At 68.5% G+C, this 13,482-nt stretch carries 11 protein-coding genes; 7 read left to right on the forward strand and 4 right to left on the reverse strand.

The window, feature by feature from the left end; all coding sequences use genetic code 11:
- Positions 1–4: 4 nt before the first annotated feature.
- From F3I62_RS17735 to F3I62_RS17745, 3 genes are all read left to right on the forward strand, one after another.
- Positions 5–601, forward strand: a complete 597-nt coding sequence (locus tag F3I62_RS17735; RefSeq protein WP_160490972.1) for a DoxX family protein — start codon at positions 5–7, stop codon at positions 599–601.
- A 242-nt stretch (positions 602–843) separates the two neighbouring features.
- On the forward strand, positions 844–2,160 hold the full coding sequence (locus F3I62_RS17740; protein WP_160490973.1) for an OprO/OprP family phosphate-selective porin: 1,317 nt from the start codon (positions 844–846) through the stop codon (positions 2,158–2,160).
- A gap of 84 nt (positions 2,161–2,244) precedes the next feature.
- Positions 2,245–3,372, forward strand: a complete 1,128-nt coding sequence (locus F3I62_RS17745; RefSeq protein ID WP_160490974.1) for a GNAT family N-acetyltransferase — start codon at positions 2,245–2,247, stop codon at positions 3,370–3,372.
- Positions 3,373–3,522: 150 nt separating this feature from the next.
- On the opposite strand, the gene F3I62_RS17750 is transcribed toward F3I62_RS17745, so the two are convergent.
- A complete protein-coding gene (locus F3I62_RS17750) occupies positions 3,523–4,086 on the reverse strand; it encodes a hypothetical protein (RefSeq protein WP_256667811.1) in 564 nt (187 codons plus the stop codon).
- Positions 4,087–4,294: 208 nt separating this feature from the next.
- Between F3I62_RS17750 and F3I62_RS17755 the strand changes: the two genes are divergently transcribed.
- The 3 genes from F3I62_RS17755 (at position 4,295) to F3I62_RS17765 (ending at position 5,882) form a co-directional block, all read left to right on the forward strand.
- Positions 4,295–4,993, forward strand: coding sequence for a DUF4349 domain-containing protein (locus F3I62_RS17755; RefSeq protein ID WP_160490976.1), 699 nt, complete (start codon positions 4,295–4,297; stop codon positions 4,991–4,993).
- Positions 4,994–5,056: 63 nt separating this feature from the next.
- Positions 5,057–5,587, forward strand: a complete 531-nt coding sequence (locus F3I62_RS17760; protein ID WP_160490977.1) for an alpha/beta hydrolase — start codon at positions 5,057–5,059, stop codon at positions 5,585–5,587.
- Positions 5,588–5,660: 73 nt separating this feature from the next.
- Complete coding sequence (locus tag F3I62_RS17765; RefSeq protein ID WP_160081768.1) at positions 5,661–5,882, forward strand: VF530 family DNA-binding protein; 222 nt, start codon at positions 5,661–5,663, stop codon at positions 5,880–5,882.
- A 54-nt stretch (positions 5,883–5,936) separates the two neighbouring features.
- On the opposite strand, the gene F3I62_RS17770 is transcribed toward F3I62_RS17765, so the two are convergent.
- The 3 genes from F3I62_RS17770 to F3I62_RS17780 form a co-directional block, all read right to left on the reverse strand.
- The gene (locus F3I62_RS17770; RefSeq protein ID WP_160490978.1) at positions 5,937–9,047 is read right to left on the reverse strand and encodes a transglycosylase domain-containing protein; all 3,111 of its coding nucleotides are present in this window, start codon (positions 9,045–9,047) and stop codon (positions 5,937–5,939) included.
- Positions 9,048–9,181: 134 nt separating this feature from the next.
- Entirely contained in the window at positions 9,182–10,792 is a 1,611-nt protein-coding gene (locus F3I62_RS17775) for an FMN-binding glutamate synthase family protein (protein ID WP_160490979.1), read from the reverse strand.
- Between the two features lie 63 nt (positions 10,793–10,855).
- The gene (locus F3I62_RS17780; protein WP_160490980.1) at positions 10,856–11,806 is read right to left on the reverse strand and encodes a LysR family transcriptional regulator; all 951 of its coding nucleotides are present in this window, start codon (positions 11,804–11,806) and stop codon (positions 10,856–10,858) included.
- A gap of 167 nt (positions 11,807–11,973) precedes the next feature.
- Between F3I62_RS17780 and F3I62_RS17785 the strand changes: the two genes are divergently transcribed.
- Positions 11,974–13,482 carry an efflux transporter outer membrane subunit gene (locus F3I62_RS17785; protein WP_160490981.1) on the forward strand — a complete coding sequence of 503 codons (1,509 nt, stop codon included), beginning with the start codon at positions 11,974–11,976 and terminating at the stop codon, positions 13,480–13,482.

Below are 13,482 nucleotides of genomic sequence, written 5' to 3' on the forward strand. Positions count from 1 at the left end.
GCCCATGCTGACCCTGCTCAATCGCCTCCAGGATGCCCTGGACGCCACGCGTCGCCTCGATTTTCTCGGCCCGTTGCTGCTGCGCCTGTACCTGGTGCCGATCTTCTGGATGGCCGGCACGCACAAGCTGGCCGACATGCCCGCGACCATCGCCTGGTTCGGCAACCCGGACTGGGGCCTGGGCCTGCCGTTCCCCGCGCTGCTGGCCTGGCTGGCGGCGCTGACCGAGACGGGTGGGGCGCTGCTGTTGCTGTTCGGCCTGGCCCTGCGCTGGATCAGCATCCCGCTGCTGGTGACCATGCTGGTGGCGATCGCCAGCGTGCACTGGCCGTTCGGCTGGCAGGCGATCGCCGATCCGTCCGCGCCCTTCGCCAACGAACGGGTGCTGGCCTCGGTGGAGAAGCTCGAACGGGCCCGCACCCTGCTCAAGGCGCACGGCAATTACGACTGGCTGACCAGCAGCGGCAAGCTGGTGGTGCTGAACAACGGCATCGAGTTCGCCACCACCTACCTGGTGATGCTGGTCGCGCTGTTCTTCACCGGGGCCGGACGCTGGGTCAGCCTGGACTACTGGTTGGCGCGGCGCTGGCGCCGCCCCTGAGCCGAAATGACCCGGGTTTTTCCCGCCCGCGGCCGGCTCGCCGGCCCGGCGCACAGCGTCGGCCGGGCGCCGGGCAGGGCGCCGAGTTCACTTATTAGAAAAAGAAGTAAAAAGTTCCGCTGTCATCGAACTTTCATATATCAGAAACCGGTCTGAAATAACCCCCCGCCAAGATTCCCCTCCAGCACCAAGGGCAGTTGCCCGCGTGTTTTCAACGCAAAAGACCAATAGGGGAATTTTCGATGATCCGTAAGCACTTCGCCGGTTTCGTAACCAGCGCCCTGGCTCTGGCCGTTTCCGCCCAGGCTTTCGCCGGCACCGTGACCACTGACGGTACCGACATCGTCATCAAGACCAAGAGCGGTCTGGAAGTCGCCACCACCGACAAACAATACAGCTTCAAGCTGGGTGGCCGTCTGCAGGCCGACTTCGATCAGTTCGACGGTTTCTATACCAAGAACAACGACGCGGGCAACGAAGCCTATTTCCGTCGCGCTCAGCTGGAACTGGGCGGCAACTACAAGGACTGGCGCTACCAGATCAACTACGACTTCGCCGACAAGTCGGGTTCGAGCCAGAAGTTCGACGAAGCGACCATCACCTACACCGGCTTCTCGCCGATCAACATCAAGATCGGTCGTTTCGATCCCGACTACAGCCTGGAAAAAGCCACCAGCTCCAAGTGGGTCACCGCCATCGAGCGCTCCTCGGTACTGGACCTGGCCTCCTGGACCACCGACCACGAAGACGGCATGGGCGTGCAGGTCAACGGCACCTACGGCGGCATGTTCTACGGTTCGACCAGCGTCCAGCAGCAGGACAAGGGCGACTACCTGGAAGACAGCGACGGCAAGGACGTCAACAGCTTCTTCGCCCGTGGCGTGATCGCCCCGATCGTCAGCGAAACCCAGGTGCTGCATTTCGGTCTGGACTACGCGACCCGTACCTACGGTGGCGCCAAGGCTTATGACGGCAAGATCGATACCCGTCTGGGCGTGCGTGGCGTCGACCAGGGCGGTTCGAGCAACACCGGCAAGGTGCTGCTGGCCGGTGCCGATGGCAACACCGCTGGCTTCGACGACGACAGCGTGGTCGGCCTGGAATTCGCCTACATGTACGGCCCGTTCTCGGTGCAGAGCGAATACCTCAAGCGTGACCTGACCGGCGCCGATGACAATGGCGATCGCGAAGCCACCGGCTACAACGCCCAGCTCGCCTACACCCTGACCGGCGAATCGCGCGTGTACAAACTCGACGGCGCCAAGTTCGACACCATCAAGCCGGCTGACAAGCAGTACGGTGCCTGGGAAGTGTTCTACCGCTTCGACAACCTGACCGTCGAGGATGACGACCAGAACCTGGGCGTGGCTGGTATCGACGAAACCACCGCCGACGTCCACACCCTGGGTGTGAACTGGTACGCCAACGAAGCCGTCAAGCTGTCGCTGAACTACCTGATGACCAAGTCGGATGCCGAAACCGTTGCCGTGCAGAAGCGTGGCGAGCATGACGACGACGATGGCCAGGCCATCTCCCTGCGTGCCCAGTACGTGTTCTAAGTCAGACCCCATCATCTGACTGCTCCTCTGAGCCCCGCTATTGGCGGGGCTTTTTTTCGCCCCCAGGAAAAGGGACACTGCGGCATGCCCGTACAGACCCTCGATTCGATCCGCCAGATCACCGCCGCCGACTGGGACGCGCTGCTGCCCGGCGCCGCCCAGCCCTTCCTGCGCCATGCCTTTCTCGCCTGCCTGGAGGACAGCGGCAGCGCCGTGGCCGCCACCGGCTGGCAGCCCAGCCATCGCCTCTGGCGTGACGCGCGGGGCGAGCTGCGCGCCATTCTGCCGGCCTGGATCAAGAGCCACTCGCGCGGCGAGTACGTGTTCGACTGGGGTTGGGCCGAGGCCTGCCAGCGTGCCGGCATCGCCTACTACCCCAAGTTGCTGACGGCAGTGCCGTTCTCGCCGGTGGTCGGTCCGCGCCTGCTCGGCGCCCCGGCGGCCTGTGCGCAACTGCTGGGCGAGGTGAGCGCCACGCTGGGGGAGCAGGGCCTGTCGAGCTGGCACCTGAACTTCAACGAGCCGGCCGAGGCGGCGCTGCTGGCCCGCCAGCCGGGCTGGCTGCAGCGCAGCGGTTGCCAGTTCCACTGGTTCAACCGCGGCTACCGCGACTTCCAGGATTTTCTCGACGGCTTCGCCTCGCGCAAGCGCAAGCAGGTGCGCAAGGAGCGCGAGCTGGTGGCCGGGCAGGGCCTGGAGTTCGTCTGGCTGGCGGGGCATGAGCTGAGCGAGGCGCAGTGGGACTTCGTCTATCGCTGCTACGCCAACACCTATCGGCTGCGCGGCCAGGCGCCGTATCTAACCCGCGAATTCTTCAGCCTGCTGGCCGAGCGCATGCCCGAGGCCATCCGCGTCAACCTGGTGCGCCAGGGTGCGCGGCCGGTGGCCATGGCCTTCCTGCTGAGCGCTGGCGACTCGCTGTACGGGCGCTACTGGGGCTGTTTGCAGGACTTCGCCAACCTGCACTTCGAGACCTGTTTCTACCAGGGCATCGAGCAGGCGATTGCCGGCGGGCTGCAGCGCTTCGACGCCGGGGCGCAGGGGGAGCACAAGCTGGTGCGCGGCTTCGAGCCGGTGCTGACGCAGTCCTGGCATTACCTGGAGCATGCCGGCCTGCGCGCGGCGGTGGCGAGTTTCCTGCGCGAGGAACACGAGCAGGTGCTGCGCTACCGCGAGCAGGCGCTGGCGGCCTTGCCCTACCGGCGAGGCTGATCTGCTAGCCTGGCGGGCGACTCTTGCGTAGGGTGCGCCGCGCGCACCGGGGCCTTCTGCGGCTCGTCAGGTGCGCGCGGCGCACCCTAGGCGCAACGGCTGAAACCCGGCCAGGGATTGCCCCGGGCCGGGTCGGTGCCGCGCTGGCGATCAGCCCTTGGCCGGGGTGATGCCGTTGTTGATCTGGAACTGCTTGATCAGTTTTTCCGGCTTCTTCTCTTCTTTCTGCAGCAGGTAGACCACGCGCTCGCCGTTCGGGCCGCTGGCGACTTCGGTGTGACGGAAGATCGGCTCGCCGAGGTTGTTCACGTCGACCATGTCGCCGTAGCGCTGGCCCACGAAAATGATGCCTTCCTGGCGGATCTCGCCGTAGAAGCTGGAGGCCGGCGGCAGGCTCTGGGTGAGGAATTGGTAGGCGGCGATCTTGTTCAGATCCTTGCCCTGATCCTCGGCACGCAGGGCCAGCACGATGTTCTGGCCGTACTTGTCCTTCTGCTGCAGGTCTTTCAGGTAGGGCGCCTTGCCGCTGACGAGGAAGTCACGGTAGACCGTGGCGTCGTCGAACAGGTAGAGGCTTTCCTCGGTACGCACCTGGTACCAGTCTTCGTTGTTCAGGCTTTCCGCCTTCGGTGCCGGAGCCTGGCTGCTGCAGGCGGCCATGGCCGCAGCCAGCAGAGCGATGGATACAGGTTTGAACATGGATTTCACGGACATCAAATTACCTCCCCAGGACGAATGGCAAGAGAGTCTCGCCGCGCCAGGTGACGAAATGATGACGTTTGCGTAACAGGCTCGATTATTGCGATGCCAGAGCGCCCGGAGCCGGGCCGGCACGGGGCGCGAATGCGGTCACGCCAGGCGGCGATCGATCCCCGTATGATCCGCGCCTGTTCAACAGGGATGAGCCGAGAGGGCGCAACGGATGCAAAACTACCTGAAACAATGGGCCGCCCTGGCCCTGTTGTGTGTTCTGGCTGGGTGTTCCAGCCACGGCCGTGACCTCGGCGTCGCCGCCGAGTCGGCCACCGCGGCGCCGAGTGCGCCGGTGCAGGGCAAGGCCTCCGGGCGCCTGCTGGTGTGGACCGCCGATTTCTCCCTGCAGGTGCCGGACATGAGCAAGGCCCGCAACCAGCTCAGCGAGCGCATGCTGGCGCTGGGCGGCTATGTCGAGGAGAAGAGCGACTACGGCGAATACAGCCAGAGCTTCGTCTTCCGCGTGCCGGCGGATGCCTTCGAGGCGGCCCTGGGCAGCGTCGAGCAGAGCGGCAAGGTGCTCTCGCGCCACGTCAAGGGCGAGGATGTCACCGAGCAGTACGTCGACGTGGAAACCCGCCTGCAGAACAACATCGCCCTGCGTGACCGCCTCAAGGAGCTGCTGGGCAAGGCCAGGGACATCAAGGACATCCTGCAGATCGAGAACGAGCTGAACCGCATCCAGTCGGAGATCGACTCCATGCAGGCGCGCATGCGCATCCTCAAGGACCAGATCCAGATGGCCACCGTGCGCGTCGAACTGCGCCAGCAGGAGGCCCAGAAACCGGCGACCATCTACGGGCCGCTGGGCTACCTGTACAAGGGCACCGAGTGGTTCGTGACCAAGCTGTTCATCATTCGTGAGTGAGGCTGGCGGCAATGGCGACCAGCCGGGCATGATTGCGCTTCTTGCACACGGAGGGCACGGCAGATGGACGACACATTCCTGATCATCCCCGGCTACGGCGGTTCCGGCCCCGAGCATTGGCAGAGCCGGTGGCAGCAGGCCGATTCGCGCTTTCGCCGGGTCGAGCAGCGCGACTGGTGGCGCCCGCTCTGCAGCGAGTGGGTGGCGGCGCTGGAGCAGGCGGTCGCCGCCAGCGGGCCGCATACCGTGCTGGTCGCCCACAGCCTGGGCTGCGGGCTGGTGGCGCACTGGGCGGCGCAGACCCGCCTGGCGATCCGCGCCGCCATGCTGGTGGCCCCGCCGGACCCGGAAGGCCCGGCCGCACAGCTGAGCATCGACGGCTTCGTGCCGGTGCCCGACCTGCCGCTGGCCTTTCCCAGCCTGCTGGTGGCCAGCAGCAACGACCCTTTTTCCAGCCTGGAGCACGCCCACGGCGCGGCGCTGCGCTGGGGCAGCCGCTGGGCCAATATCGGCGCGGCCGGGCATATCAACGGCGACAGCGGCCTGGGCGACTGGCCGCAGGGGCGGGCGCTGCTGCAGTCGTTGCTGGAGTGAGGCGGCGTGCCTGCTGACGCGCCGACTTGTGGTTAACTTGGCGCCCTGCAATTGCACATCACACAGGCCCATCGTGAGCGAACAAGCGAAGAACCCCCTGCATGGCATCACCCTGGAACAGCTGCTCACCGAACTGGTGGCGCGCTACGGCTGGGACGGCCTGGCCAAGCGCATCGACATCCGCTGCTTCAAGAGCGATCCGAGCATCAAGTCGAGCCTGACCTTCCTGCGCAAGACGCCCTGGGCGCGGGAGAAGGTCGAGGCGCTGTTCGTGCAGATGCGCAGCAAGGGCTGACGGCCCCGGCGCCTGCCGCCCGGTGATCCATCCTCCTCCCGCGATAACCCGCCTTCAGCGATTGCGCACCTGCGGCGCGCTCAGCGGCAGCGCGCAGCCGGTCTGGCCATCGGCCTGCAGGTAGGGGCCGAGGATCGGTGCCATGCCCTTGAGCACCTGCACCGGCAGCGCGGAGGTGAAGCGGAAGTTCTCCGCCGCCTGGCCCGGCACGAAGGCGGTGAGGGTGCCGAAGTGGCGCGGGCCGAGGTAGAAGACGAAGGTGGCGGTGCGGTTCAGCGCCCGTGAGCTGAGCACGTGGCCGCCGCGGGTGACGCTTTCCACCCGGTTGTCGCCGGTGCCGGTCTTGCCGCCGAGGGTCAGCGGGCTGCTGTCGGCCAGGCTGAAGCTGCCGTGCAGACGCCGCGCGGTGCCGGCTTCCACCACTTGCGACAGGGCTTCGCGCAGGGCCGCGGCGACTGCCGAGGGCAGCACCCGCTCGCCGCGCTGGGCGTTCTGCAGCAGGTGGGTCTCGTAGGGCGTGGCGCTGGCGAACTGCAGGGTGTCGATGCGCACGCTGGGCTGGCGGATGCCGTCGTTCTGGATGATGCCCATCAGCTCGGCCAGCGCCGCCGGACGGTCGCCGGAGCTGCCGATGGCGGTGGCCAGCGACGGCACCAGGTGGTCGAACGGATAGCCCAGCCGTTGCCAGCGCTGGTGGATGTCGAGGAAGGCCTCCACCTCCAGCATGCTGCGGATGCGGCTGTCGCGGGCACTCTTGTGGCGGCTCTTGAACAGCCAGCCGTAGACTTCCTGGCGCTCCTTGCTGCTGGCCGCCACGGCGTCCTTGAAACTGGCCTGCGGCTGCTCGATCAGGTAGCCGAGCAGCCACAGCTCCAGCGGGTGCACGCGGGCGATATAGCCCTGGTCGGGCAGGCTCCAGGCGCCGGGGCCGTAGTCCAGGTAAAGGTTGTGGATCTTCTTGTCGGTCAGCCTGGCCTGCGGCAGGTGGGCCTCGAGGAAGGCGGCGAAGGTGGCTTCGTCCACCTCGGGCATCAGGTAGCGATGCACGGCGGCCAGGCGGGTGGGCGTATGGCGCAGGCCGTCGAGGAAGGTGTCGAGGCGCTCCTGGGCCGTCTTGCCCTGGTACTTGCGCCAGAAGCGCAGGAGGAAGGTGGTGCCTTCGCGGTCGGCGAAGCGCTTGAGGTAGTCGGCGCGCAGCGGGTTCTTGTCGTCGCCCAGCAGCTCGGCGCTGTTGCTCTCGCCGTGGTAGGTGCTGTAGCGCACCAGGTCGCGCAGCAGGCGGATGAACGGCAGGTTGATCGACTCGCGCAGGGCCTCGCGCAGGGTGGGAATGCGCCCGTTGTCCTCGCGCCTGAAGTTGCTGAAGCTGTGCAGCCCGCCACCGGTGAAGAAGCGCTCGTAGGGGCTGGCCGAGTACTTGCGCTCCAGGGCCGCGTCGAGCAGGGCGGGCAGGCCGAGGTCGGGTTGGGCGATCAGCTGGTCGAGGGCCCAGCGGGTCAGGTGGTCCTGCGCGGCCACCTCGACCTGGCGCAGCTGCTCGGCGCTCTGCCCGGCGTAGCGGGCGTGCAGCTCGGCCATCACCTCCAGGTAGCTGGTCAGCACGCGCAGCTTGGCGGTGGAGCCCAGTTCCAGCTTGCTGCCCTCGTTGATGTCGAAGGGCTGGTCGGTGTTGTCGGTCTGCACCCGCACCCGCGCGCCGGCCGGGGTGCGTTCGAACAGGGTGAAGCTGTAGCGCACCTCGGCGGTCTTTTCCGGCGACAGCAGGCGTTCGCCATACAGGCCGATTTGCCCGGCGAACTCGGGGTCGGCCAGTTGCCGCAGGTAGGCGCTGACCTGCTGCTGCAGCTCGGCGTTGAGCGTGCTGCTGGCGGCCAGGTCGAGGCGGTCGAGGTCGTACAGCGGCAGGTTGAGCAGGTTGGACAGGCGCGTGCGCGCCACGCTGATGCCCTTGTTGCTCTGCACCGGCTGGATCGCCGGGTGCAGCGCCAGGTCGCGAAAATGCAGGGTCTGCCCCAGCGCCGCGTCGCGCAGGGCCCAGCCGATCACCCCGCCGGCGGCCAGCACGCGGATATGGCTGTCGGTCAGCGCTTCCAGCTCGCGGCGGCCCTTGGCCAGGTAATAGGAGGGGCGGCGCTGGGCGATCATCAGCGCCAGCACCTGGCGCAGGGCCTGGCCGCGCTCGCTGTCGCGCACCAGCGGGGTGCGCTGCGGGTCGAGCAGGGCATTGACCTCGGCGAAGTCGGCGCCGAACCACACCCGCAGGCCATCGGCCAGGCCGTGCACCTCGCCATGCCCGGGGGCGGCGGAGAGCGGCACGCTGTTGAGGTAGTCGCGCACGATGGCCTGGCGCGCGGCGAGAGTATCCGGGCCCTGCTGGTAGGCACGCACGCTGGCGGAAACCATCTGCCGCAGCTTGTCGCGGGCAGAGGGGGTGCGACCGTCCGGCGAGTGGCGGTATTTCTCCAGTTGGGTGGCCAGGGTGCTGCCGCCGGCCGACTGTTCCTGCACCCCGAACAGCTTGCCGAGCTGCGACAGCGCGGCCTTGGCGAAGCGCGGCCAGTCCACCGCCGGGTTGGCCTGGGGCTGGTCGGGGTCGAGCAGGTGGCGGTTCTCGATATACAGCAGGCTGCCGACGATCAGCGGCGGGATCTCGGCGAAGCTGGCGTACAGCTGCTGCGGGTAGCGGAACTGGTAGAGCGGCAGGCCGCGGCAGTCACTGATGGTCAGGCCGGCCTGGGGTTTTTCGCGAAACGGCGGGAAGTAGCCGCGCTGGCTGTAGTCGAGCAGGGCGGGGGAGAAGCGCACCTGCTCGGCGACCAGGAAGCCGCGTTGCTGCAGGCGCTCCAGCAGCTGGGGCAGGCTGGCGTAGCCGAGGCGCTTGTCGAACGGCCCGGCCGCCGGGTAGTGGATCGCCGGGCTCGGTCCGGGTTGCAGCTGGTAGCTCAGCTCGGCGGCGTAGCGGCTGAATTCGCGGGCCTGCAGCCTGGCCGTGTTCAGCTCCTGGCGCAGGGCCAGGCCGAGGCCGGCGAGGGCGGTCAGCAGGACGAGCCACAGCCAGGTCTTGCGGCGTTTGCGGGGCGGCGGTTTTTTGGGCGACAACAGGGGCTCGGAATCGCCCACGGGGAGCGCGGTCTGCGGTGCGTTTGACTGCCATAGAACGCCCATGGGGATCGGCCTGGCCACCCGGGAAGCAAGCTCTTGCTGCAAGCTTAGCCGCGCTCTGCGCGGGCGGCGGCTTTTCGCTGGGGGTTCGCGGCTGCAGCTGCTCCTGTGCGCTGGCGGCGCGCCGGTGCAAGGCGTTACGCCGCCGGTTCGAAACTGTCGGCCCGGGCCATGGCCCACATGCGCGGGTAGAACTCGCCGGAGACTTCGCCGCCGAGCAGCTCGCCGGGTTCGAGGAACACGTGCAGCTGCGAGTACAGCTTGATCTCGCTGGCCGACATGCGCCGCACCAGGTGCCTGGCCTCGATCTGCGCCGGGTGGCTGAGGCCGGCGGCGGCGAGCATCTCGGCCAGGGCCTTGAGCGTGTTGCGGTGGAAGTTGTGCACCCGCTCGGCCTTGTCCGGAACCACCAGGGCGCGCTGGCGCAGCGGGTCCTGGGTGGCCACGCCGGTCGGGCACTGGTTGGTGTGGCACGACTGCGACTGGATGCAGCCGATGGCGAACATGAAGCCGCGTGCCGAGTTGGCCCAGTCGGCGCCCAGGGCCAGCACGCTGGCGATGTCGAAGGCGCTGACGATCTTGCCGCTGGCGCCGAGCTTGATCTTGTCGCGCAGGCCGCAGCCGACCAGGGTGTTGTGCACGAACAGCAGGCCCTCGCGCAGCGGCACGCCGATATGGTCGGTGAACTCCAGGGGCGCCGCGCCGGTGCCGCCTTCCTTGCCGTCGACCACGATGAAGTCGGGGAGGATGCCGCTTTCCAGCATGGCCTTGGCGATGCCCATGAACTCCCAGGGGTGGCCCAGGCAGAACTTGAAGCCGATCGGCTTGCCGCCCGCCAGTTCGCGCAGTTGCGCGATGAACTGCAGCAGTTCCAGCGGCGTGGAAAACGCGCTGTGGCGCGCCGGCGAGATGCAGTCCTGGCCCATCGGCACGCCGCGGGTCAGGGAGATTTCCGCGGTGACCTTGTGCCGCGGCAGGATGCCGCCGTGGCCCGGCTTGGCGCCCTGGCTCAGCTTGATCTCGATCATCTTCACCTGCGGGCTGGCGGCCTGCTCGGCGAAGCGCGCCGGGTCGAAGCGGCCCTGCTGGTCGCGGCAGCCGAAGTAGCCGCTGCCCAGCTCCCACACCAGGTCGCCGCCGTGCTCGCGGTGGTAGGGGCTGATGCTGCCTTCGCCGGTGTCGTGGTAGAAGCCGCCGCTCTTGGCACCCTGGTTCAGCGCGCGGATGGCGTTGGCGCTGAGCGAGCCGAAGCTCATCGCCGAGATGTTGAACACCGAGGCCGAGTAGGGCTGGCTGCACTGGGGGCCGCCCACCGTGACGCGGAAGGTGGCGGGGTCGCAGTGCTCGGCCGGCAGCATGGAGTGGCCGATGAACTCGAAGCCGCTCTGGTACACGTCGCTGAGGGTGCCGAAGGGCTTGTCGGCGCTCTGGTTCTTGGCCCGCGCATAGACCAGCGAACGCTGCGCGCGGGAGAACGGCAGCATGTCGCCGTCGGCCTCCAGCAGGTACTGGCGGATCTCCGGGCGGATGGCCTCGACCAGGTAGCGGATGTTGCCCAGGATCGGGTAGTTGCGCCGCACCGCCTGGCGCGTCTGCAGCAGGTCGATGAGGCCGACCAGGCTCAGCGCACCGCTCAGCAGGGTCGGCAGCCACAGCCACTCGTGGCTGGCGACGAAGGGCAGGCCGAGCAGGGTGAACAGGACGCAGCAGGCGAAGAAGGCGTAGCGGTTCAGCAGCGACAGGCTCATGCGGGCTCCCGGGATGGCAGGTACAGAGGCACAGGGTAGGCCGAAGGGGCGGCGCTGTCGCCCTCAGTGGCCGCGCAGGCGCAGGCTGATGGCGGCCACCGCTTCTTCGTCGGCGCGCAGGCGCGCGGGCAGGAAGTCGCGGACGAACTCGACCCAGGTGCGGGTCTTGGCATCGAGGAACTGCCGCGACGGGTACAGCGCATAGATGCCCAGCGGGAGCAGGCGGTGGTTGGGCAGCACGCGCACCAGGCTGCCGTCGCCCAGGCCGCCGACCGCCGAATACAGCGGCAGCGCGCCGATGCCCAGGCCGGCCTTGATCGCCTCGGTCATGGCGTCGGCGGTGTTGACCTGGAACGGCGTCTGCTTGATCTGCACCTGTTCCTGGCCGTCCGGACCGTCGAACAGCCACTTGTCCAGGCCCATCACATTGTTGACCAGGCGCAGGCAATGGTGCGCGTTCAGCTCGCCGGGCAAGCGCGGCACGCCATGCCGGGCCAGGTAGGCGGGGGAGGCGCACAGCACGCTGTAGGTGCTGCCCAGCTGCTTGGAGATGAAGCCCGAGTCGGGCAGCTCGCCGGCGATCACCACCGAGATGTCGTAGCCCTCGTCGAGCAGGTCGCTGTTGCGGTTGGCCAGGGTCAGGTCGAAGCTGACGTCCGGGTACTTCTCGTGGTACCCGGCGATGGCCTTGATCAGGTAATGCTGGCCGATGCCGGTCATCGCATGCACCTTGAGCACGCCGACCGGGTGGGCATTGGCCTCGCCGGCCTCGGCCTCGGCCTCGTCGATGTAGCCGAGGATCTGCTCGCAGCGCAGCAGGTAGCGCTGGCCGGCCTCGGTCAGGGCGATGCGCCGGGTGGTGCGGTGCAGCAGGCGGGTGCGCAGGTGCGTCTCCAGGGTGGCGACGGCGCGCGAGATGTAGGAGGTGGTCAGTGACAGGCGCTGGGCGGCGGCGGTGAAGCTGCCGGTCTCCGCCACGCAGACGAAGGCGCGCATGTTGAAGAGGGTGTCCATGGAGGATTCCGGCTCGGGCTGGCGGCGAATTCTGTCACGAAGTCTAGCCCGGATTATGGCTGTTTCAGTACACAATCCATCATCTATCCGCACGCTTATCCGGCGCCCGGCGCCCCTCTAGAATCGCCAGCCTTCTCGGCTTCTTGCCATTCTCAGGATGTAGCGCAGTGCCCCGCACCCCTTGGCCGTGTCTTGTTCGTGCCAGTCTGTTGACCCTGATTTCCCTGCTCAGCGCCTGCATCGACAGCCAGGGCATCGTGCCACACGCCGAACGCCTGCAGGCCGCGCGGCTCGACCCCGGCGCCGCCCTGCGCGAGGCCGAGCGGGAGGCCGCCTGGCCGCAGGCGCGCTGGTGGCAGGCCTATGGCGATGCGCAGCTGGACGCCTGGATGGCCCGGGCGCTGGCCGCCAGTCCGAGCCTGGCGATGGCCGCCGCGCGGGTGCGCCAGGCCAGCGCCCTGGCCGGCGTGGTGGAGTCGGCCGAGGCGCCGCAGCTGGGCCTGGAGGCCAGCGTGCAGCGCAAGCGCTGGCCGGCGGACTACTTCTACGGCCCCGGCGTCCTCGGCCGCACCAGCAGCTGGAACAACACCGCGCAGCTCGGTTTCAGCTATGACCTCGACCTCTGGGGCCGCGAGCGCAGCCGCAGCCGGCAGGCCGTCGACCAGGCCCGCCAGGCGGTGGCCGAGGCGCGGCTGGCGGCGCTGGAGCTGCAGGGCAACCTGGTGCGCAGCTACATCCAGCTGGCCCTGCTGCACGCCGAGCTGGATATCGCCCGGGCCAGCCTGGCCCAGCAGCAGGCGCTGCGGCAGCTGGCCGAACGACGCCTGCGCGATGGCATCGGTACCCGCCTGGAGGTCAGCCGCACCGAGGCGCCACTGGCGGAGAGCCAGCGACGCATCGACGCGCTGCACGAGGCCATCGTCCTCAGCCAGCACCAGATCGCCGTGCTGGCCGGCCAGGGGCCGGGGGCGGGCGAGCGCCTGCAGCGGCCGACGCTGTCCCTGCAGCGCCAGCCCGGCTTGCCGGCGCAGTTGCCGCTGGAGCTGCTCGGTCGCCGCCCGGACCTGCAGGCGCGGCGCTGGCAGGTGGCCGCCGCCGCGCGCGGCATCGAGGTGGCCAAGGCGAGCTTCTACCCCAACATCAACCTGCTCGCCGGGCTGGGCAGCAACGCCACCCAGGGCGGCCTGCTGGACTTTCTGCGCTACGACAAGCTGGCCTACAACGTCGGCCCGGCGCTGAGCCTGCCGCTGTATGACGGCGGGCGCCGGCGCGGCGAGCTGGGCGTGGCTAGCGCCGACTACGACCTGGCCGTGGAGCAGTACAACCAGAGCCTGCTGCAGGCCCTGCAGCAGGTGGCCGACGCCCTGGTGCGGCAACAGTCGCTGGCGCAGCAGGCGCACCTGGCCGCCGAGGCCGTGGCGGCGGCGCAGCACACCAGCGAGCTGGCCCTGCTTGCCCAGCAGCGCGGCCTGACCGGCTTCGACGAGGTGCTGCAGACCCAGCCGCTGCTGTTCGAGCGCCAACTCACCCAGCAGCAGGTGCGCGCCGCCCAGCTCCGCGCCCAGGCCGACCTGCTGCTGGCCCTCGGCGCCGGTGTGCAGCCGCAGCCCGGCGCGCCGAGCGAGGCCAGCCTGGCACCGGGCGAGCCGCGCCTGCGCTTTCTTCCCCAGCCCTGA

The sequence above is a fragment of the Pseudomonas sp. R-28-1W-6 genome (genome assembly GCF_009799925.1).
In the GTDB taxonomy this organism is placed as follows: Bacteria; Pseudomonadota; Gammaproteobacteria; order Pseudomonadales; family Pseudomonadaceae; genus Aquipseudomonas.